General features: G+C 55.6%; 16 protein-coding genes. 15 read left to right on the plus strand and 1 reads right to left on the minus strand.

The genetic code is table 11. From position 1 onward, the window contains the following. The first annotated feature begins 210 nt into the window (after positions 1-210). The 15 genes from M8006_RS00130 (at position 211) to betT (ending at position 19,097) form a co-directional block, all read left to right on the plus strand. Positions 211-462: a hypothetical protein gene (locus tag M8006_RS00130; RefSeq protein WP_250078837.1), complete on the plus strand. Its 252-nt coding sequence runs from the start codon at positions 211-213 to the stop codon at positions 460-462. After that, positions 459-1,397: an LAPAL motif-containing putative phage structural protein gene (locus M8006_RS00135; RefSeq protein ID WP_250078838.1), complete on the plus strand. Its 939-nt coding sequence runs from the start codon at positions 459-461 to the stop codon at positions 1,395-1,397. The genes M8006_RS00130 and M8006_RS00135 overlap by 4 nt, the downstream gene beginning before the upstream one ends. 218 nt (positions 1,398-1,615) lie before the next feature. Then, positions 1,616-3,433: a site-specific DNA-methyltransferase gene (locus tag M8006_RS00140; RefSeq protein WP_250078841.1), complete on the plus strand. Its 1,818-nt coding sequence runs from the start codon at positions 1,616-1,618 to the stop codon at positions 3,431-3,433. After that, positions 3,384-3,590 carry a hypothetical protein gene (locus tag M8006_RS00145; RefSeq protein ID WP_250078842.1) on the plus strand — a complete coding sequence of 69 codons (207 nt, stop codon included), beginning with the start codon at positions 3,384-3,386 and terminating at the stop codon, positions 3,588-3,590. Before M8006_RS00140 ends, M8006_RS00145 begins: the two co-directional genes overlap by 50 nt. A 10-nt stretch (positions 3,591-3,600) precedes the next feature. Continuing rightward, on the plus strand, positions 3,601-6,396 hold the full coding sequence (locus M8006_RS00150; protein ID WP_250078844.1) for a restriction endonuclease: 2,796 nt from the start codon (positions 3,601-3,603) through the stop codon (positions 6,394-6,396). A gap of 23 nt (positions 6,397-6,419) precedes the next feature. Beyond that, the gene (locus tag M8006_RS00155) at positions 6,420-7,418 is read left to right on the plus strand and encodes an AAA family ATPase (protein ID WP_250078846.1); all 999 of its coding nucleotides are present in this window, start codon (positions 6,420-6,422) and stop codon (positions 7,416-7,418) included. After that, a complete protein-coding gene (locus tag M8006_RS00160) occupies positions 7,415-7,972 on the plus strand; it encodes a hypothetical protein (RefSeq protein WP_250078849.1) in 558 nt (185 codons plus the stop codon). Before M8006_RS00155 ends, M8006_RS00160 begins: the two co-directional genes overlap by 4 nt. Before the next feature lie 145 nt (positions 7,973-8,117). Beyond that, the gene (locus tag M8006_RS00165) at positions 8,118-8,441 is read left to right on the plus strand and encodes an ATP-binding protein (RefSeq protein WP_250078851.1); all 324 of its coding nucleotides are present in this window, start codon (positions 8,118-8,120) and stop codon (positions 8,439-8,441) included. A gap of 24 nt (positions 8,442-8,465) precedes the next feature. Further along, positions 8,466-9,332 carry an ATP-binding protein gene (locus M8006_RS00170; RefSeq protein WP_250078852.1) on the plus strand — a complete coding sequence of 289 codons (867 nt, stop codon included), beginning with the start codon at positions 8,466-8,468 and terminating at the stop codon, positions 9,330-9,332. Between the two features lie 518 nt (positions 9,333-9,850). Further along, complete coding sequence (locus M8006_RS00175; protein WP_250078854.1) at positions 9,851-11,056, plus strand: efflux RND transporter periplasmic adaptor subunit; 1,206 nt, start codon at positions 9,851-9,853, stop codon at positions 11,054-11,056. Continuing rightward, on the plus strand, positions 11,053-14,148 hold the full coding sequence (locus M8006_RS00180; RefSeq protein ID WP_250078855.1) for an efflux RND transporter permease subunit: 3,096 nt from the start codon (positions 11,053-11,055) through the stop codon (positions 14,146-14,148). Before M8006_RS00175 ends, M8006_RS00180 begins: the two co-directional genes overlap by 4 nt. Then, positions 14,145-15,533: an ATP-binding protein gene (locus M8006_RS00185; protein WP_250078857.1), complete on the plus strand. Its 1,389-nt coding sequence runs from the start codon at positions 14,145-14,147 to the stop codon at positions 15,531-15,533. The genes M8006_RS00180 and M8006_RS00185 overlap by 4 nt, the downstream gene beginning before the upstream one ends. Before the next feature lie 30 nt (positions 15,534-15,563). Then, positions 15,564-16,259 carry a response regulator gene (locus tag M8006_RS00190; RefSeq protein ID WP_250079513.1) on the plus strand — a complete coding sequence of 232 codons (696 nt, stop codon included), beginning with the start codon at positions 15,564-15,566 and terminating at the stop codon, positions 16,257-16,259. Positions 16,260-16,468: 209 nt separating this feature from the next. Then, positions 16,469-16,855, plus strand: a complete 387-nt coding sequence (locus M8006_RS00195; RefSeq protein ID WP_250078859.1) for a type 2 periplasmic-binding domain-containing protein — start codon at positions 16,469-16,471, stop codon at positions 16,853-16,855. A 202-nt stretch (positions 16,856-17,057) separates the two neighbouring features. Further along, positions 17,058-19,097, plus strand: coding sequence for a choline BCCT transporter BetT (betT, locus tag M8006_RS00200; protein WP_250078861.1), 2,040 nt, complete (start codon positions 17,058-17,060; stop codon positions 19,095-19,097). Positions 19,098-19,171: 74 nt separating this feature from the next. Here the strand turns inward: betT and M8006_RS00205 are convergent, their stop codons facing one another. Further along, positions 19,172-21,346: an ATP-binding protein gene (locus M8006_RS00205; RefSeq protein WP_347709728.1), complete on the minus strand. Its 2,175-nt coding sequence runs from the start codon at positions 21,344-21,346 to the stop codon at positions 19,172-19,174. Positions 21,347-21,386 lie beyond the last annotated feature (40 nt).

Genomic DNA, 21,386 nt, shown 5'->3' on the forward strand with positions numbered 1-21,386 from the left:
GGACGGTATTTCAGGGTCTATCGCAAGTTTTTGCCACGCCGTTGAAATATAAAACAGCATTGAGGAGAACTCGATATGCGACTACACGAAAAAAGCATCACCGTGGCCGGTGGTACCAGCGGTATTGGCTTAGCAAGTGTCAAACACTGCTTGTTCAAGGCGTGCGATGTCACCGAGACCGCCTAAGTCGACAAGCTCTTTGAGGACACGGTGGCGAAGCTGCTGGAAGACAACCAGCGGCTGCTTACAGAAAAGCGTGGCAAGCTGGGAAAATGGGTCGACGACAAACTTCTGGCCGCCGAAGAAGCCTTGAAAAACCCAAAGTCCAGCTTAAACAACACAAACGCGATGACCGCAAGGCGCGTTAGATTTTCTTATTGCAAGCTTAACGGTAGAGGATTAGATGGTTATAGTGACCATATAGATAAAAATGATACTAACGAACAGGGATGCCGGGGATGACAGAGGTTGCAGATAACATGATGCGCTTTCACTTGGTTTACGACGGGCCTGCGCTTGAAGAGCACCGCATGGACGTGCGGGCGCTTGCGCCTGCGCTGATGTCAGTAGGTGATTTGGTAGAAAGGGCAAACGAGATACTGAATGGCGATCAGGCCAAAGTATCGGTGAACGTGCAGGCTTCCTTTAAAACAGGGTCTTTCGGTATAGACCTGGATACAGCCCAAACGCTTTGGCAACGAATGCAGGATATCGTGAGCGACAATCCGGTGCAGACGATTGCCACCATTGTTACGTTGTTGGGTTTAAGCGCCAAGGATGCAGCGAAAAGCGTGGTTGCTGTTGTACGCTGGATGAAAGGACGTGCAATTACCAAAATTGAACCCTTGGGTGATGGCAATGTTCGCCTGTACATAAGTGATGACTATATCGACACAGAAGAACGCGTCATTCAGCTCGTCAAGGATTATAAAATTCGCAAAGCATTAGAAGGCATGATCAAAGACCCTCTCGATCAAGAGGGCATTGATTCAGTCAGCGTATTGCCGCGCAAGGGTAGTAAGCCTGCGCTGCACATTGAGCGAAATGAAGCCAGTTACTTTGTGGCTCCCCCTCCTGAAGACGAACTACTCGGTGAAGATACCTATGAAGCCAACCTGCAAGTGGTGACTGTTGCTTTTCAGGATGGAAATAAGTGGCGTTTTTCTGAAGGTGGCGGCGGCAACGCTTATTTTGCCAATGTACTGGACCAAGCGTTTTTGAAAAGAGTGCAGCTCAACCAGGAGCAATTTGCTAAAGAAGATATTATTCGCGCCAAAGTCCGTCGAATCCAGCGTATTACCCAGCAAGGATTAAGGTCTGATTACGAGATCATTGAAGTATTGGAGCATAGAAGCGCCTCTTCGCAGGTACAGATCGGCATGCAATTTAAAGATTAAGAACGTCTAAAGCGCTTAAAATTCGCGCCCTGCCTTGAAGCCCTCGTTTACGGGGGTGACGACAAACATCTTGTACAACTAACCCAGAGTCGCTGTTTTCGTTCTCTGTGAGCAAACCACCGACACCGAAACGCTATTCACCCTGCGCTGGCAGGTGGTGTAGTAATCACCACCCCACAACACGATTCAACACGGAACCGAACCGGAGAAATACCAGAATGACCCCCAACAACGACGCCACCCATAAAAGCGCTGATGTTCAAGCCCTTGGCCACAGCCCGGATGCCCGCGAGCAGCGCCAACAGCAACTGCTGGACCTGCTGCGCCAAACCGCGCCGGAAGTGCTCAGCGATAACCAGATTGACGTGGAGCGTTTAAAAGCACTCTTGGGGGAGGAACGTCTGGCCCCGGCCGAACACTACGAACTGAGCTGGGCCGGCAAAAAAGACGCCCGGCGTGAAATTCAGAAGAAGACCAGCCACACCCTAAAGCCGGATGCCGACAACCCGGAAAGCGCTCATCACATGCTGATCGAAGGGGAAAACCTCGAAGTGCTACGTGTGTTGCAGAAAAGCTATTACGGCAAGGTCAAGATGATCTATATCGACCCGCCCTACAACACCGGCAACGACAGCTTTGTCTACCCGGATGACTACTCGGAAACCCTCGACGAGTACCAGAAGCGCACCGGCGAAAAGAATGAAGCGGGCTTTTTAAACAAGCAGAGCCTGTGGAAGAAAAACAGCAAGGAAAGTGGCCAGTACCACAGCGCCTGGCTCTCCATGATGTACCCCCGCCTTTATCTAGCACGTAACCTGCTGCGTGAAGATGGCGTGATCTTTATCAGTATTGATGATAACGAAGCGGCGAATTTAAAGCTGCTTTGTGATGAGGTGTTTGGAGAAGAGAACTTTGTTGCGCAATTGTCTATACTTTGCAATCCGAAAGGTAGATCACAAGATAAACATTTTGCAACAAACCACGAGTATTCTTTTGTTTATTCAAAGTCACCTTTGCCTAAAGGTAGCATGTCTGTAAAAAAAGAAAAGGATCAGATAGAAGCAGAGTATCCAGAAGAAGATGAAGGCGGTAAGTATCGACTACTTGAGTTACGCAATACTCATAGAGAGTTTGGTAAGCATAATAGGAAAAATATGTACTTTCCGATATATGTTGATAAGCATGGGAAAGTCTCACTCGACTCAAAGGGGAGCGTTACTGAGGTTCTGCCAATATGGGACGATGGATTTGAAGGTTGCTGGACATGGGGGCCTGATAAAGCAAACGATGAAATTGAAAAGCTAGTCGGTAAAATTGTTTCAGGTAACTGGAAAATTTTCAGGAAAAGCTATGCTAATGGTGCGGAAAGAATGCTGAAGACAATTCTTTCTGATAAAAAATACTTCACAGAAAAAGGTCAAAAATATTTTAATCTTTTGCTGAAGGCAAAAGGAAAAGAAGTTTTTCAATCTCCAAAATCACCTTCTTTGATTTTTGACTTAATGAAAACGTGTACGAGCGCTGATGAAATTGTTATGGATTTCTTCGCTGGCTCAGGAACAACCGCTCATGCCGTGATGGAGCTTAATGCCGAAGACGGCGGTAGCCGCCAGTCGATTAGCGTCCAGCTGCCGGAAAAGCTCGAAGACAATAGCGAAGCCTATAAAGCCGGTTACCGCACCATTGCCGATATTACCCGTGCCCGTATCGAAAAGGTCATCGCCAAACTTAAAGCCGATCACCCGGAGAAAACCGCCGAGCTGGCCTGCGCGAATTTCACCCTGGCCCCCAGCAACTTCAAGGTATGGAACAGCGAACTCAACGACCCCGGCGCGATTCGCCAACAGCTGGATGCCCTGCAAAATACCGAAAAACACGCGGATGAACAGACCGCCATGCTCACCGAGCTACTGCTCAAAAATGGCCTGGGGGCGTTGGGCGTTCATGCGGTCAGTAAGCCGCGCAAACTGCGCCAGCGGCGTGACCGTGCACCGCGTGCTACGCGAAGACGACCGCTACCTGTGGCTGTGCTTTGAACCCTATGTGGCGGCCCTGCGCGATGAGATTCTTAACGCCAACCCCGCCCAGGTGATTATGCTTAATTCCTGCTTTGCCGGAACCCAAGGCGATGAACAGCTGAGTAACCTGCAGCTTGAACTGGCCGCGCAGGATATCAACCTGCTGGTAATTTAAGGAGCTCGCTATGCAACAGGCAATGACGCTGCAGTTTACCCATCAGGCGTATCAGGAACGCGCGGTGCAGTCGGTGGTGCAGGTATTTGACGGCCAGCCGCTGGCCACGGGGGAATTTGAACTGGTCAGCTCTGCTGCCAGCGTGAACTACGCCGGTGATGGCAGCATTGGCAATTCGCTGGTACTGACCGAACAGCAGGTGCTGGAAAATATTCACAAGGTGCAGGCCAGCAACGGCATTGACGCCGTTGCCACGCTGCAGGCCGACCGTTGGGCGTCTGAAACCCAAAGCGGCGACGTGGTGGATACCTTCTGCCCGCACCTGACCATCGAGATGGAAACCGGCACGGGCAAGACCTATACCTTTATCCGCACCATGTTCGAACTGAACAAGGTATACGGCTTCAAAAAGTTTGTGGTGGTAGTGCCCAGCGTGGCGATCCGTGAAGGCACCATGAAAAATCTGGAAGTCACCCGCAGCCACTTTGCCGCTGATTACGCCAATGTGCCCTGCCTGCCGATGCTCTACGACAGCGGTCGCTTGAACGACCTGCGCCACTTTGCCCAAAGCGACGCGCTGAGCGTGCTGGTCATCAATATCGACAGCTTCACCAAGGACAACAACAAGATCAACCAACCGGGTGAAAGAGCCTTCGCGCCGATTGAATATATCAAAACGGTCAAGCCGATTGTGATTGTCGATGAGCCGCAGAACTTTGAAACCGATATCCGCCGCAAAGCCCTGCGCGACCTCAACCCGTTATGTACTCTGCGCTATTCCGCTACCCATAAAACCCCCTATAACCTGCTGTATAAACTCGACCCGGTGCAGGCCTATGACCTGGGGCTGGTCAAGCAGATTGAAGTCGATGGGGTAGAAGCAGATGTCTGCTATAACCACGCCTTTGTGCAGCTTGACCGTATTGATGCCAAGCCTAAAGGTGTTACTGTCAAGGTGACAATTGACGTTAACGAAACAAATGACGTTGGGCGTAAATCACTCACGCTAAAGCTTGGAGATGATTTATATGCCAAGTCCAAACAGCGAGAGATATATGCTGATGGGTTTATTCTTAATGAGATACGCGCGGATGAAGGGGAAATCGAGTTTTCTGGTGGGCGCGTGCTCAAGCTCAACGAACAGCGGGGCGGCCTAAGTGACGATGTCATGCGTTTTCAGATTGAACGCACCGTGGCCGCGCACTTTGCCAAGCTGAAAAAGGTCAAGGAAAGCGGCATTAAAGTGCTCAGCCTGTTCTTTATTGACAAGGTGGCCAATTACCGTGCCTACGATGATGGGGGCAACGACGTACCCGGCAAGTTTGCCCAGTGGTTTGAAGAAGCCTTTGAAAAGTATGCCGCCAAGGCGCACTACCAGGGCTTGATTCCTCATACCGCCAATGAGGTGCATAACGGCTACTTCTCCGGGGATAAAAAAGGCAAAGGGGCCGCCGCTAAAAAAATATGGGTAGACAGTACCGAACGCGGTTCCAAAAAGGATGACGACACCTACACCCTGATCATGCAGGATAAAGAGCGGCTGCTGGATATGGCAGAGCCGCTGCAGTTTATCTTTAGCCATTCGGCCCTGCGTGAAGGCTGGGACAACCCCAATGTGTTCCAGATCTGCACCCTGAATGAAACCCAGAGCCAGATGAAAAAGCGCCAGGAAATTGGCCGTGGCCTGCGCCTGCCGGTGAATCAGCAAGGTGAGCGGATACACGATAAAAGCATCAACGTGCTCACGGTGATCCCCAACGAAAGCTACGATGTATTTGCCCGCACCCTGCAACAGGAAATTGAAGACGAAACCGATGTCAGCTTTAAAGGCCGGGTAAAAAACGCTCGCGACAAAGCGCGGGTGCAGCGCAAGGCGCTGAGCGATGCAGACGAAGCGCTGTTCAAGGCGATCTGGCAGCGCATCAATTACCAGACTCGCTACAGCGTCACGCTGGATACGCCTGAGCTGATTGAAAAATGTGTAAAAGCCTTAACGGATACTCACCAGTACCCCAGGGTGCAAGCCCCCAAGGTGCGCTCCCGTAAAGCCAGGCTGCACATGGATCAAGAGGGTATTCAGGGCGTGGAAACCGCCATTGATGAAAGCAACGCCAGCTACCAGAACGTGCCGGTGCCGGATGTTTACGCCTATATTCAAAACCGCGTACACCTGACGCGCGCCACCCTGTTTACCATTCTGGACCAATCCAATCGACTGGATGAACTGCTGATCAACCCTCAGGCGTTTTTGGATACTGCTATTGCCGCGATTAAAACCGTGCTGCAAGAACTGTTGGTGCAGGGCATTGAGTACCATGAAATCAATGGCCAACGCTACGAGATGACGCTGTTCGATGAACCGCTAGAAACCTACCGGAGCAGCATCTACCCGCAAACCAGCGACAACATGACAACCCCGGTAGACAAAACCCTGCTGGAAGCCCAGCCGCTGGATGGTGATAAAAATCCTGATGGGGCAGCATTCACCTGTGTGATGAGCGACAGCGAGCCAGAAAACAGATTTGCTCACGAATGCGCACTCGACCCGCGTGTCAGGTTCTTCTTCAAGCTGCCGGGCAAGTTCAAAATTGCCACCCCGTTAGGCACCTACAACCCGGATTGGGCAGTGGTGTTTGAAAATGAAGAACGCGTGTACTTTGTCGCTGAAACCAAAGCCAGTACGGTCAAAGCCAATCGACGCCGCAACGAAAACCTTAAGATTGCCTGCGGCCATAAGCACTTTGCACTGGCCGATGATGTGACGTTTAAGGAAGTCAGCAGTTTGCAGGGCTTATTGGCTCAGTAACGAATAGTGGAAGGACGCGTGACATGTTCAAAAGCTTGACGTTGGAAAATTTTACCGCCTTTAAGGCCACTACCTTTGAGTGGTCGCCGGGCGTGAATGTCATGATCGGCGCTAATGGCACCGGTAAAACGCATATCATGAAACTGATGTACGCCTTGCAGATGCAGGGCCATGATGCAGCTGAACTGAAAAAGAAGTTGGCGGCAGTGTTCCGACCCAGTGGCGATAAAGTTTCACGTTTGGTGAACCGTAAGAAGGGTAGTAATACCGCACACGTCAAACTGACGACTCAGGATGGCCAGGCACTGGCATTGACGTTTGATACGACCAAACACCATACCTTTGATTTGCAGGGCGCCTGGAAGGTTGAACGCTCGCCGGTGTTTATTCCGGTGAAGGAAGTGCTGTCTTTCGCGCCTGGGTTTATCTCACTGTATGACAAGTATGAGCTGGCGTTTGAGGAAATCTATTACGACATTATTAAGCAGGCGTACCTACCGGCCCGTAAGGGAATGCCCTTGAAGGATGAAAAGCCGCTTTTAGAGCTTATCCGCAAGACGGTGGGTGGCAAGGTGTCACTGGAAGGCGATGAGTTTCACCTTAGTGCGGGCAGCAAGAAACTGGAAATGTCGCTGGTAGCAGAAGGGCACCGAAAGCTGGCGCTAATTTGGCAGTTGATTCACAACGGGTCGTTGTTCGCCAACAATACACTGTTCTGGGATGAGCCAGAGGCGAACCTTAACCCTTCGCTTATGCCAGAAGTTGCCAAGGTGCTACTCATGCTGGCCGAGCGTGGGGTGCAGGTATTTGTGGCGACCCACGACTACGCCTTTCTGCGTGAGCTGGATTATGCACGGGGCGAAACGCCAACCCGGTATTTTTCGCTTGAGTTGACCCAGGAAGACGGCGTTATTGAGCATAGCTTCAACCACTACCGCGATATACGGCCAAATAAGATTGCCGATGAATTCCAGCGGCTTTACGACCTGGAAATTCGCCACTCGTTAGGTGGGTTCTCATGACGCCTTGGGAAGTGCAGCCACAGTGGTGTGAAGCAGATTTATACTTTGATTTTTCCCAGGCTCGCCAGGTCATCAAGCTGGATGACCATGTCGCAGAAGCAGGGCTAACCCACTTGTTAAAAGGTGGCGTGGACTTTGTGGTGGAATGGGAAACCCAGCTATGGCTATTGGAGGTCAAAGATCCAGAAAACGGCGCAATCCCGCAACAGCATCGTGAGAGGCAGCGGCGACGTTTCCTGGAGGAAATGCAAAGCGATGGTCTTATTGAAGAGCACCTTTTCCCTAAGCTTCGTGACAGCCTGATCTTTCTTGGGCTGGAGAAAGGCATCGTAGACAAACCGATGCGTTATATCACCCTGATTGGGTTGAGTGAATTAGACCCGGCTCAACTTGCAGGGCTGCGAGATAAATTATGGCGCACAGAGTGGGTGGCTGGCCCGCGTGGCCGAAGCTGGGAGAAGTCTTTTGATGTGCTGGCGCTGAATATAGGCCAGTGGAATCGCCTGCTGACGCATTGCCCTATCCAGCGGATCAGCCAGCCTGAGGTTAAATAAATGCCAGGCCTTGAAATTGCCGAAACTGAGTAATATGCGTACATTTTATCTGACGCTCTCAAATCGGAGTGAATTGCGTTTCGAACTGAATTGAATGTAAGACAAATATAGGCCCTGCGAGCGGCACAGTGGAAAAGCGCTATCTATGAATCTTCAGCATTGTGTTTTAAAAGATGTCCGGATAGCGAAAGGGCGGGTGAAGGCGCCGAGCCTTGAATCACTCGCCAATGAGCTTGCCGCCTTTGCCAATGCCAAAGGCGGTGTTTTGGTGCTGGGTGTCGATGATGAAACCCGAGATATCCTGGGCATTCCCCGCGATAAGCTGGATCTGGTGACCGATTTTGTCCGTCAGGCCTGCCTGGATTTAGTTACCCCTGCGCTAACGCCTATTATTGAGCGGCTGTTGCTGCCCACCAGTACCGGCGAGGAAGTGGCCGTTGTGAAAGTGGAGGTCAGCCGCAGCCTTTGAGTGCACCGCAGCCCTGGTGGCTATATGCACCGGGTAGGCGACGAAAAGCGCGAAATGAGCCCTGATTTTCTGGCTCGCCTGTTCCAGCAGCGCCGCCAGGCTCGCATTATTCGATTTGATGAGCAGCCTGTGCCCAATGCGGTGTTAGGTGACTTAAATGAAGCCCTTTGGCTGCGCTTTGCGACCCAGCGCACGCGTGACAGCCGCGATGGCTTACTGCGAAAACTTGGCATGGCCAACCTGAATGAAGAGGTGCTGCGCCCATCGGTGGCAGGCGTGCTGCTAGCTTCAGACGACCCACGCCAATGGCTGCCCAATGCGTTTATTCAGGCGGTCGCCTACCGGGGCACGGATATTCGGCCAGCGGGTGAGCAGGCTTACCAGCTAGATGCGGCAGATATTACCGGGCCGCTGGATCAGCAAGTGCTTTACGCCTGCCATTTTGTCAGCAAAAACATGCGGGTGGCGGCTTCCAAGAAGATGGGGCGAGAAGACACTCTCCAGTTTGATATGACGGCTGTGTTTGAGGCCATCGTCAATGCCGTCGCCCATCGCGACTATGCCATGCAGGATGCCAAGATTCGCTTACGCATCTTCGCTGATCGCCTGGAGCTTTATTCACCAGGAGCGATTCCCAATACCATGACGGTGGATAGCCTGCCGTACCGGCAAGCGGCCCGCAATGAAGCCATTACCAGCCTGTTGGCGAAATGCCGGGTTCCAGATACAGAAGGGCTTGGCGTTGGGCGCTCCACCATGATGGATAAGCGCGGCGAAGGGGTGTCCATTATTCTTCACAACAGTGAGCAACTTTCCGGCCGCGCGCCAGAATACAGTCTTGTCGATGGCAGTGAATTACGCCTTGTGATTTATGCACCTGACGGAAACTGATAAATGAGGGCTGAAATGACACTACTCGCTGAAAACAGTCAGCGGCAGTTGTGCCATTCGTCTGACATCTGATCAACATTTCCTAGGCCATGTGGATAAAGAACACACTCGACGCTATCCTTTTTTCATTATTCCCAAAACGTCAAACGCAGGGAGCAGCCCGATATGTGACTACACGAAAAAAGCATCACCGTGGCCGGTGGGGCTCACCTGTTGGGTGGTGACGGCTTCACCGCCGGTAAATTCTAAGCGTTTCACTCACCTATCGCGGCGGGCGCTAAACGCCCGCCGACGCCTTCCGCGTCAGGATGCACCGCTTGTTGCACAGACGGTTGCACAGACTTTCCACATTGTGTGCCTAATCGCTTCACTTGCACCTGCGATGCTACGATTTACGACGCATTCACACCTCGCCGGCCTTTGATGTTACCGCCGATTTCATATGATCCATATTTGATGTACAGAGTAACGTTATTCTCTTGCGTTATTTTTTAAGTCACAGGGACGCTGCCACGCAAATGCTTGACTCTCGCTTTCGCTTTTCTCGCCAAACGGGCCGCTTTCACCTCGGCGTGTTGATGGCGCTGTTGGTACTTGTCGGCGGGCTCGCGATAGCATCGTGGCTATTGAATCAGCCGCCGCGTATCGAGCCTCGCCCACCGCCGGAGCCCACCCCGCCGCTGGTGGATGTGATTCATACCCAACGCGTCAAGCAAGCGCCAACGCTAGAGGCTTTTGGCCGCGTCGAGCCAGAGCAGCAAGCCAATATTGCCAGCCGCGTCGCTGGCGAGCTAACCCGTTTCGGCCAGGGCGTGGTACCTGGCGGCGTGGTGGAACAAGGCGCGACACTGGCCACCATCGACCAGGCTGATTTACGCTTGGCGCTAGCCGATGCCGACGCTGAGCTTGCCAATGCCCAAGCACAACTGGCGCTTGAGCAGGGCGAGCAACAGCGCGCGCGCAGCGAATATCAGTCGTTTGGCCGCGAGCTCTCGCCTGAACGCCGGGCGCTGGTGCTGCGCGAGCCGCAGCTACGCCAAGCCCAGGCTGGCGTTACCCAAGCCCGCGTCGCCCGCGATCAAGCCGCGCTGAACCTTGAGCGTGCCACACTCACCGCGCCTTGGCGCGCCATGGTGCAAGAGCGCCTGGTCGGCGCTGGCAGCTTGTTAAGCCAGGGCACCGACGTGGTTCGCTTGGTTGGCGTTGAGCAGTTTTGGGTGCGCGCTTCCCTGCCTGGGGAATGGTTAACGTGGCTTTCGGTGGGGGATCGCGCCACTTTAACCAGCCGTGGCTGGCCAGCAGGTGAGCAGCGCCAGGGCGAGCTGATATCGATTCTGCCTAACCTGGAAGAAAACGGCCTGCAGACGCAGGTTTTAATCGCCGTGGAGGACCCGCTAGCACTTGAAAACATAGCAGTTGAAAACATAGCACTTGAAAGCAGCGGCCCAGCGCTGCGTTTAGGCGATATCGTCCGCACGACGCTTCACCCCAAACCGCGAGAAGCGCTGATCGCCCTGCCGTCGTCGGCGCTTAAGCCGGGTGATGGGGTATGGACGGTCGATGACAACGACCAACTGCGCCAAGCCACGGTCACCCTTGCCTACCGCGGTGAAGATCAGGCGCTGGTGCGCGCTGGCATTGACGCGGAGGCGCGCGTGGTGGTCGCGGGCCTGGCTCAGCCGCGTGAAGGCCAGCGCGTACGCGTGCGGGAGGCCGCGCAATGATTCGCCGTGTCCCGCTGGCGTGGATGGTCGACCACGGTGTCGCACCCAACTTACTGATGATACTGCTGATTGCTGGCGGCCTAATGACGTCGCTTGCGATCAAAAAAGAGCTTTTCCCCGATTTTGAGATGGAAATCGTCACCGTCAGTATCAGCTACCCCGGCGCCACACCGGAGGATATCGAGCAGAGTGTGCTGCTCCCCGTGGAGGCCGCGCTTGCCGATGTAGAAGGCATCGATGAGTTCACCGCCACCGCCAACGAGAGCCGCGGCCAAGTGCGCGCCGAGCTCACCGATGGTGTCGACGTAATGCGTGTTTATCAGGATATTCAGCAGGCGGTAAACGCCATCACCCTCTTGCCCAGCGCCGCCGACCCGCCGCGCTTTACCCTCTCGGGCCGTTCGCGCAGCGTGCTAAACCTGCAAGTATACGGCGAAGTAGGGCTAGAGACCCTCCACGACGCGGCCGAAAACGTACGCGCCGAATTACAGGCAACTAGCGGCATTGCCCGCGCCGAGCTCTCCGGCAATCGCGCCCGCGAGATTCAAGTGCACTTAGACAACGAAGCCATCGAACGCTTCGGGTTGGATCATCAAGCACTGGCTGAGCGCATCGGCGCCGAGGCGCTGGATTTGGCCAGTGGCCAACTGACAACCCCGGAAGGCGAGTGGCTGATTCGCTACCAGGGCCGCCGCGAAAGTGTCGAGGCCTTTGCTGACTTGCCCATCATCACCAGCGTCCAGGGCGCACCGGTACGCCTTGGCGATATCGCGAAAGTCAGCGCGGGGTTTGCTGAAACCGACCGCGAAATTTTCTATAACGGCGAGCCCGCGCTTTCGGTGGGTGTGTATCAAATCGGCAACCAAACGCCCACCGGGATCTCCGAGGCCGTTCAAGGCGAGCTTGAACGCCTGCGCGCGGGGTTACCCGAGGGCGTAAGCCTGGATATTTCCCGCGACACCTCCGAGGTATATCAAGGCCGGGTGGATCTGCTGTTAAAAAACGCGTGGATGGGCTTGGCGCTTGTTTTGGTGTTGATGGCGCTGTTTTTAGAAGCGCGCCTAGCGTTTTGGGTAACGCTTGGGATCCCCACCGCTTTCTTGGGCGCCATGCTGTTTCTGCCCTGGCTTGGCGTATCGATCAACATGATATCGATGTTTGCCTTTATTATTGCGCTCGGCATCGTGGTGGATGACGCCATCATGGTGGGGGAAAACATCTACAGCTACCGCGAGCAGGGCTATTCACTCCGTGATGCGGCGGTACGCGGCGCGCGGGAAATCGCCACGCCACTGACGTTTGCGATTCTTTCCAATATCGTCGCGTTTTTGCCGCTGCTGTTTCTCCCCGGTTTTTTGGGGCTGATTTTTGCCACCGTGCCGGTGGTGGTGGTCACGGTGTTTTTGCTCTCTTGGCTTGAAGCGCTGTTTATCCTCCCCGCCCACTTAGCCCACGCCCATAAACCACGCCAAACACCCGCTTGGCAGCGCCCGCTTGAAGCCGTGCGCCAACGCATGCAAGCGGGGCTACACCATGCCACTTACCACCAGTTTGAGCCATTTTTGCAGCGCGCGCTCAACCAGCGCCTACTCACCGTGGCGGTGGGCATTGCCGTGCTGGTGGTCACGCTGGCCTGGGCGATGAGCGGTCGGCTGGGGTTTTCGCTCATGCCGCGGGTAGAATCGGACCGGGTGCAGGCCAGCATTACGGTGCCCATCGGCAGCCACATCAGCCTAAGCCGCGAATTGAGCCAGCAGCTCCTTGACGCCGCCAAGACGCTAGCCGAGCGCGAAGCCGGGCTTGCCTTCACCAGCACGCGCACCCAGCTCGACGGCGAAAGCCTACACGTGCGCCTGGACATCGCCCGTGACAGCTTGAATGACTGGCCCCCTTCAAAAATCGCCCGCCCGTGGCGCGAGTTGAGCGGTGATCTGGTCGGCGCAGAGTCGGTGCGCTTTGCGTCTGACGCTGGTGGCCCCGGTAGCGGTGCAGCACTCAGCCTGCGTCTCTCGCACCCGAGCACCCCGGTACTGGAAAGCGCCGCCGAGCGCCTGGCCGTTAAGCTTGGCGACTACGGCTTAATCGATATCGACAGCGGCCTGGGTGATGGCAAGCCACAGCTGGAAATGCGCCTTTCCACCGAAGGGCGCGCGCTGGGCCTCACCGGCGGCGACTTGGCGTCCGCCCTGCGCGGGCCGCTGCAAGGCGCCACTGCCGTCGAGCAGTTCGTCGGTCGAAATGAAATCAGCGTGGAAGTTCGCCTGCCGATGGACGCGCGCGATAGCCTCAATGAACTCTACCGCCTGCCGGTGCGCACCCCCGATGGGTTGAGCGTGCCGCTCTCGCGGGTGGCGGATATCCAGCTAAGCCAGGCCTCAAGCAGCTTACAACGCATTGATGGGCGGCGGATTATCACCGTCACCGCCGATACCCAGGGCGACATCGCGATTAACCAAGTGCTCGCCACCTTAGAGGAAGACGTTTTCCCACGTTTGCAAGCCGAATTTTCCGGGCTGGAGGTCAGCCTGGGCGGGCGCCAGCAGGACACCGCCGATAACCTCGCCGCATTGCGCACGGCCATGTGGTTATTGCTCGGTGCGCTCTACGCCCTGCTGGCGATTCCGTTTCGCAGCTACACCCAGCCACTTTTGGTGCTCGCCGCGATTCCGTTCGGCATTGTCGGTGCCATTGGCGGCCATGTGATCTTGGGCTTTGGGCTCTCAATCATCAGCCTTTTAGGGATGCTGGCACTCTCGGGCGTGGTGATTAACGATGCCCTGGTGCTGATCGACTACGCTAACCGCAAACGCCGCGAGGGCATGGCCGCCCGCGAGGCCATCGTGACCGCGGCGACCCGCCGCCTGCGGCCGATTATGATGACAACCTTAACGACCTTTCTGGGGCTTGCGCCGATGATGTTGGAAACCTCCCGCCAAGCGCGTTTTATGATCCCAATGGCGATCTCGCTCGGCTTTGGCATGCTGTTCGCGACGTTGATTCTGCTGGTGTTGGTGCCGTGCCTCTACCTCGGCCTTGAAAACCTGCGTGAGCGCTTCCAGCCCGCCCACCAAGCGCCCAAGGTCACCCCATGAGCAAGACATTCACGTGGAGGCCGTCGCGGCTTGGGCTTAAGCTTTTTGCGATCATTTTAAGCGTCAACGTGGCCATTTCAGCCGGCGTGTTCATGGCCGTTTCTTATAGCATCGACCGTGGCTTTTTTGATTACCTCAACCAAGCCCAGGAGCGACGCGCCCTTGTGCTGGCAGACGGCTTGGTCAACCGTTGGCAATACCATCAAAGCTGGGAGTGGTTAGCGCGCGAGCCCGAGCGCTGGCCCGCCGTGGTGCGCCACGCGTTGGGCCGATCCCACCGCGAGCGCCCGTCACCACTGGGGGAAGCGCGGGATTTTGCCTTGCGCGCCCGCGACGACCGCTTTGTCATCCCCCAGCACAAACAGCGCGCTGGCGATTGGCACTGGCTGGCACTAAAAGCCGACGAGCACGTGATCGGCACGTTGGGGTTTCGCCCGCCACAGCAGATGATGGAGCGCATGGAAAGCCGCTTTTTGGAGCGCCAGCAGCGCAACCTACTGATCATCGTCGTTTCGCTGGGCATTGCCTCGCTGCTGCTCGCCGGCGGGCTTTCCTGGTGGCTGGGGCGGCGCGCACGGGCGTTGGCTGGCGCCACGCTGCGCTTAACCCGTGGCGATTACCGTACTCGTTTGCCCGAACGCGGCCGTGATGAACTGTCGCGCCTGGCGCGCGATTTCAACGTCCTCGCCGCGACGCTGGAAGCCAGCCGCGACGCACGCGCACGCTGGGTATCGGATACTGCTCACGAGCTGCGCACGCCGCTTGCCGTGCTGCGCGGCGAGATCGAAGCCATGCAAGATGGCATTCGCCCGCTCAATCAGGAAAATTTGACCTCGCTGGCGCAAGAAGTCGAACAGCTAGAACGGCTGGTGGCCGACTTGCGCCTGCTCTCGCAAAGCGACGCCGGGGCGCTAGATATTCACCTGGCCCCGCTTGACGTGAGCGTCAGCCTACAAAACCGCCTCGCCGATGCCGAGCACTGGCTTAATAGCAGCGGACTTACCTTAAACATTGAGATTGATGACGGCGTAATGATTCACGGCGATGCCCAGCGCCTGCGCCAGCTTTGGAGCAACCTGCTGGATAATAGCGGCGCCTATACCGATAGCCCCGGCAGCCTTCGCGTCACGCTTAAACGCCACGGGCAACAAGCGGTGCTGACCTGGGAAGATAGCGCCCCTGGCGTGCCGAAAAGCGAACTTACCCGACTCACCGAGCGTCTCTACCGGGTGGAAGGTTCGCGCAACCGCGCCAGCGGTGGCAGTGGCCTCGGGCTATCGATTGCCAGCGCCCTGATTCACGCCCATGGCGGCACGCTTGAAGCCAGCGACTCAACGCTTGGCGGGCTACGTTGGACGCTGCGCTTCCCGCTTTTATCGATGTAAAAGACCAACACCGTGAGAGACAAACCCCGTATGCCCAACGACACTTCTTTATTGATTGTGGAAGACGAGCCCAAGATTGCCCGCTTGATGGCGGATTATCTGCAAACCAACGGCTTTGCCGTCACCACGCTGGAAGACGGCAAAGCGGTGATGCCGTGGCTTGAACAGCACGCGCCCGCGTTGATTCTGCTTGATTTGATGCTGCCCGGCGTCGATGGCTTGACGCTGTGCCGCGAGATTCGTCAGCACTGCCCACATATTGCCATCATCATGGTGACCGCCAAGGTGGAAGAAGTCGACCGCCTGCTCGGGCTCGAACTCGGCGCCGATGACTACATTTGCAAGCCTTTCAGCCCACGGGAAGTGGTCGCCCGCGTCAAGGCGGTGCTGCGCCGCAGCCAGGCAACGGATGCCGCCACGCAAGGCCCACCGCCGTCACCAGTCACCTTGAACGACGACGGTTGGCAAGCGCTCGCTAACGGCCAGGATATCGGCCTGACCGCAGTGGAATTTCAACTGCTGCGGGTAATGATGCACGCACCGGGGCGTATCTTTAGCCGCGAACAGCTGATGGATCACATGTACCGCGATAACCGTATCGTCTCCGAGCGCACCGTCGACAGCCACGTTAAGAAACTACGCAAGAAAATCGCTGACGTACTGCCCGAGCAAGACATTATTCGTTCGGTGTACGGCGTGGGTTATAAGTACCAGCCCGAAGGCTAATCATCAGTAATGCCCGATTTGCCGATTAAGAAAGGCAATACCGGCCTCAATCGCTTCGCCGTAAAGTAAAAAGCTGGCAAAGCGCCCACGACCGCGCAAGAGCATAACGTCACGTTTTTTTGCACACTCTCTGCAAACGGTTTGCACGCCAGCCAGCAATACTGTCAATGTCAACATAACGTTCAGCGTCAATATATAAGGAGTTCACCATGAAGCTTACACGTTCATTTTTCGCCCCCATGCTGCTTGCCGTCGTCCTCATCCCTTTCGCCGCCACGGCAAACGCCGACCATCACGGCGGTAAAACCAGCGAGCGCGACAATATGCCGGAACACATGCAAGAGCGAATGGAGCAGCGCCTTCAGGCGGTTTATCAGAAGGCGGGTATCAGTGAGGAGAAACAAACCCAGCTCAACGAGGCCCGGGAATCTCACTACAACGCCATGCGCGAACTGCGCGAAGAACATTACGGCCGTATGCAGGAAATTCTCACCGAAGAAGAGCGCGCCGCGCTGAAAGCGGCGATGCGCGACATGCAAAAGGACTACCGCAATAAGCGTGGTGATCGCGGCATGGCGCCTGAAGCCGCCGAATAATACCGCTTGCGTCACGCTTGATAGTTTTCACCCAACGCCCGGTTTTCCGGGCGTTTTTGCGTTTATTCCCATTATTTTTTCGTTTTCCATTGATCGTTTGTCTTTGTATCTCCCTTGAAGCTTAAGCGTAAACCGCGTATTTTACTTGAACGTTCATTTAAAATAGATACATGCACTCGTACGGCTATAGGAGGCCGCCTTTATGGCGAACGACACGTCAACGTCCCTTTCACGCGACCGATTAAACCCCGTGGTTTTCCACGGCAGTGTCGCGGGGATTTTGGTTTTTCTGGTACTTACGATGCTGTTTACCGAGCAAGCCGGTGCCTTTTTTGACGCCGGCCTCGCCTGGGTGAGTAAAACCTTCGGCTGGTATTACATGCTGGCGATTGTGGCTTACTTGGTATTTGTGGTGTTGATCGGCATGTCGCGCTACGGCAGCGTTCGGCTGGGGCCTGACCATTCACGACCAGAGTTTTCCCTCTTATCGTGGTCAGCCATGCTGTTTGCTGCCGGCATCGGCATCGACCTGCTGTTTTTCAGCGTCGCCGAGCCGGTGGCCCATTACTTGGCACCGCCCGACCTAACGCCGGAAAGCCAAGCAGCGATGCGCAATGCCGTTGTTCAAACGTATCTGCACTGGGGACTTTCCGGCTGGGGGCTCTACGTGTTGATGGGAATGGCGCTGGCCTACTTTAGTTATCGCCACCGCCTGCCGCTGGCGATTCGCAGCGCGCTTTATCCGCTTCTGGGCAAGCGTATCCACGGCCCTATCGGTAACGCCGTGGACATCACTGCCGTGATATCGACCGTATTCGGCATCGCCACAAGCCTGGGTATCGGCGTGATGCAGCTCAATTACGGCCTGAACTATATGTTCGATGTGCCGGAAAGCCTCACCGTGCAGGTGATTTTAATTGTACTGGTCGTGGTATTGGCGACGATTTCCGTAGTGACCGGCGTTGAAAAAGGCATTCGCCGCCTGTCTGAGTTCAACATGTTGCTGGCGCTAGCGCTGATGCTGTTTGTGCTCTTTTCGGGTGACACCTTGATGTTGCTGGATAAAGTGGTCAATAACGCCGGTGATTATCTGTCCGGGTTCGTGGCTGCCAGCTTCAACACCTATTCCTTTGACGGTGAAGGCGCCCAAGAATGGAAGATGTGGTGGACGATCTTCTTCTGGGGTTGGTGGATCGCTTGGACGCCGTTCGTCGGTCTGTTCCTAGCGCGTATTTCCCGCGGCCGCACCATCCGCCAGTTTGTCACCGGTGCCTTGTTCATTCCGTTAGCGTTTATGATGGTGTGGATGTCGATATTCGGTAACAGTGGTATCGATCTCGTCGCCAATCAAGGCGTTGCCGAACTGGGCGAACAGGCGCTAAACACGCCACAAACCACGCTGTACACGCTGCTGGAGTACTACCCGTTTGTCTCTATTACCGCCGCCGTGGTCACGGTCCTGGGCATTGTGTTCTTTATCACCTCCGCTGACTCAGGCGCGCTGGTACTGGCCAACTTTACGTCGATTATTCGCGACGTGAACCACGATGCTCCGGTGAAGTTGCGTATTTTCTGGTCGGCCATCATTGGCTTGATCACTATTGCCCTATTGATGGCTGGCGGGCTTGCCGCGCTACAAAGTGCCGTAGTGATTACCGCCCTGCCATTCTCTGTGGTGATCTTTGCCATCATGGTGGGCATGGTCAAAGCGCTTAAGCTCGAAGGCAGCAAAGCCGATGCACGCCGTATGATTGCGGGCGGTGCTCCCGGTGGCGACTGGAAGGAGCGTTTGGATCGCGCGTTGGATACCTCAAATCGCGCCGGTGCCGCGGCGACAATCGAGCACTCTATTCGCCCGGCGATGACGCAGTTCGCCCAAGAGCTTGAGAGCCGTGGACAAACCGCCAACGTGACCGAAGAGCATATAGAAGGCGAGTCATTGCCCAACCTAATGCTACAAGTCGATTTTGGCGATACCACCAGCTTTGTCTACCAAGTGCGCCCGCACCGCATGCGCACGCCGAACTTCATCCCGGCGGATGACGACTTCTATGTGCGGCTGGATGTCTTCCTTGCCGAAGGCGGACAAGACAAAGACCTTAACGGTTACACGCGCGGGCAGGTCATTGGCGACTTGGTATGTGAATACGAGCGCCACCTGCACTTCTTAACGTTGGCCGGCCATCAGCATGCGATGCCGGGGACTATCGGCGAGCCGCCCGAGGACTCTCAGCAGGCTTAAGGCTGGCGAGGCGCTGGCTGAAATACGAAATAAAAAGCCAGCGTTAAAAACCAGCAACAGTGCTGTTGGCAACATCAACCGCCATCAGTAGGCGTTAGGGTATTGAGTGCGTCAAGGGTTTGGGTGGCAACCCGGGTGAGCGCTTGCCAGGCAGAGGCAAGCGGTGCGTGCGCCACAGCTTGGCGCTCCATGTTTAGGGCGGCATCGGCCAGGGCTTGCGCCCCAATGCTCGCCGCTTCCCCGCGAAGTTGATGGGCTAAATGTACCACCCGCGCAGGCTCCTCAAGCGAGGTGTTGAGCTTTTGCAGGTACGTCTTAACCTGCTGTCGAAACAGGGCGATCAGTTGTTCAACGCTATCGTGGCCTAGCGTGGCCTCTAGTTGTTGCAGGACACGGGGATCGACCAGTGGGGCAGCGGCCGTTGATGCATTTTTTTCACTCGTCGGCGGGCAGCCTGCGCAGGTGCCCGCCCCTTTAACCGCGTTTGTGCCTTCGTTAACGCCTAGCTGGCGCTTGAGCATTTGGTTTAGCGCATCAAGCAATAGCGGCTTAGCGAGGTAGTCGTCCATGCCTGCTGCTAGGCAGCGCTGGCGATCACCGTCGATGCCGCCTGCGGTCATCGCCACAATCGGTACCTCGGCTAGCCAACCGCCGCGCTGGCGCAACGCCTGGGTGAGCGCTAAACCGTCTTGATCGGGTAGCTGAACGTCCATCAAAATCGCCGCGACGCTGCCATGTTCAAGCTGATCTAACGCCTGCTTGGCGTTTTCGGCACAGCGAACTTGCGCGCCTAAGTGCTCCAGCATACCGACGGCGACCTTACGATTAACCGCGTTATCCTCCACCAGCAGTACCAGCAGCCCGCCAACGTCATTTCTTGGCGCGGTCGGCATAGCCGCATCCACTGGGGCCGCAGGCTCTAGCGGCAGCTCACACCAAAAGGTACTGCCTTTGCCTAGTTCGCTCTCAACGCCAAGCTGCCCCTGCATGGCATGGCAAAGCCGCTTACAAATCGCCAACCCAAGACCCGTGCCGCCGTAGCGTCGCGACACGCTGGCATCGGCTTGCTGAAACGGCTCAAACAAATGCTGCTGCTGTGCGTGGCTAATACCACAGCCGCTATCGGCAACGCGGATGAGCAGGCGCTGATAAGAGGCGTCAATCGTGACCGTCACGCTGCCTTGATCGGTAAACTTCACCGCATTCGCCATCAAGTTGAGCAAAATTTGCCGCAACCGAGTGGCATCAATGTGGATCCAAGGCGGTACGTCAGCGGCAATGTGTATTTTTAACGCGACGCCCTTGGCTGTCGCCCGCGGCTCGAATAACGCTACCACTCGTTCAAGCAGCGTCGTCAGTTCGGTCGGAGCCGAGTGAAGCGCTAAGTGACCCGCTTCAATTTTGGAAAAATCGAGAATTTCATTAATCATCTCCAAAAGCTGGGTGGCACTATCGTGAATGGTGTGCGCGTAGTCTTCTAACATCGGGCGCGACAGTGGCCGACACAGCATCTCACTCAGGCCGAGCACTCCATTGAGCGGCGTGCGAATCTCGTGGCTGACCATGGCCAAAAAATCCGACTTGGCCTCGTTGGCTGCTTGCGCTTGCTTTGCAGTGATTTCAAGTTGTCGGCTCAGCTGCTCTTGATCACGTCGGGCCGCGGTACTTTCCCGCATCTCGCGCACCAAGAAGAGGATGATTAACAGTGCGGCCAAGCTCATCCCGACGATAAGCGCGAGCAAAAGAGGGTAGAGCTGACTCAGGTGGGCACGCTCTTCGGTTGCCGATTCGGCCAAATATTTATTGGTGGTGATAATCAAACGTTCGGTGAGCTGGGCGAGCGTCTGCAACCCCGCTTCAATGTCGGCAACGGGGAGTTGTGCCATATTTGCATGCGGCTCAACCATTGGGTCGAGCACGTCAAGCTGCGCTTCAATTTGGCCTAACAATGCGCGAGCAGAAGGCATTTGATTGAGCAAACTGCTGATTTCACCTTCGTTCAGCACCTTTAAGCGACTGTAAAGCAGCTCAAAATGTAGGTTGAGGTTATCTTGCGTTGCCGGTTCCAGAGAGCCGGGCGTTGCCGCTAGTAGCTGATTCAACAGCTGCACGGTATCGCGGTCGAGCTTATAGATCACCCAGGAAATATCTTCGCGCAAACTTTGGGTCAAGTTATCTTGTCGCCAAGCCGCTAACGTAGCAACCATCAGCGCAGAAGCCAGCAGCAACACCGCGACAATCGTCACCACGGTTATGCGCCGTGGATAGCGTAATAGTTTCGCCGAGCGT

Source organism: Halomonas llamarensis (genome assembly GCF_023555005.1).
In the GTDB taxonomy this organism is placed as follows: Bacteria; Pseudomonadota; Gammaproteobacteria; order Pseudomonadales; family Halomonadaceae; genus Vreelandella; species Vreelandella llamarensis.

Bases quoted from the DNA above. Each gene is read 5' to 3' on its own strand.
- M8006_RS00135 (WP_250078838.1), top strand. From the start codon at position 459: ATGACAGAGGTTGCAGATAACATGATGCGCTTTCACTTGGTTTACGAC.
- M8006_RS00140 (WP_250078841.1), top strand. From the start codon at position 1,616: ATGACCCCCAACAACGACGCCACCCATAAAAGCGCTGATGTTCAAGCC.
- M8006_RS00150 (WP_250078844.1), top strand. From the start codon at position 3,601: ATGCAACAGGCAATGACGCTGCAGTTTACCCATCAGGCGTATCAGGAA.
- M8006_RS00155 (WP_250078846.1), top strand. From the start codon at position 6,420: ATGTTCAAAAGCTTGACGTTGGAAAATTTTACCGCCTTTAAGGCCACT.
- M8006_RS00160 (WP_250078849.1), top strand. From the start codon at position 7,415: ATGACGCCTTGGGAAGTGCAGCCACAGTGGTGTGAAGCAGATTTATAC.
- M8006_RS00165 (WP_250078851.1), top strand. From the start codon at position 8,118: ATGAATCTTCAGCATTGTGTTTTAAAAGATGTCCGGATAGCGAAAGGG.
- M8006_RS00170 (WP_250078852.1), top strand. From the start codon at position 8,466: ATGCACCGGGTAGGCGACGAAAAGCGCGAAATGAGCCCTGATTTTCTG.
- M8006_RS00175 (WP_250078854.1), top strand. From the start codon at position 9,851: ATGCTTGACTCTCGCTTTCGCTTTTCTCGCCAAACGGGCCGCTTTCAC.
- M8006_RS00180 (WP_250078855.1), top strand. From the start codon at position 11,053: ATGATTCGCCGTGTCCCGCTGGCGTGGATGGTCGACCACGGTGTCGCA.
- M8006_RS00185 (WP_250078857.1), top strand. From the start codon at position 14,145: ATGAGCAAGACATTCACGTGGAGGCCGTCGCGGCTTGGGCTTAAGCTT.
- M8006_RS00190 (WP_250079513.1), top strand. From the start codon at position 15,564: ATGCCCAACGACACTTCTTTATTGATTGTGGAAGACGAGCCCAAGATT.
- M8006_RS00195 (WP_250078859.1), top strand. From the start codon at position 16,469: ATGAAGCTTACACGTTCATTTTTCGCCCCCATGCTGCTTGCCGTCGTC.
- betT (WP_250078861.1), top strand. From the start codon at position 17,058: ATGGCGAACGACACGTCAACGTCCCTTTCACGCGACCGATTAAACCCC.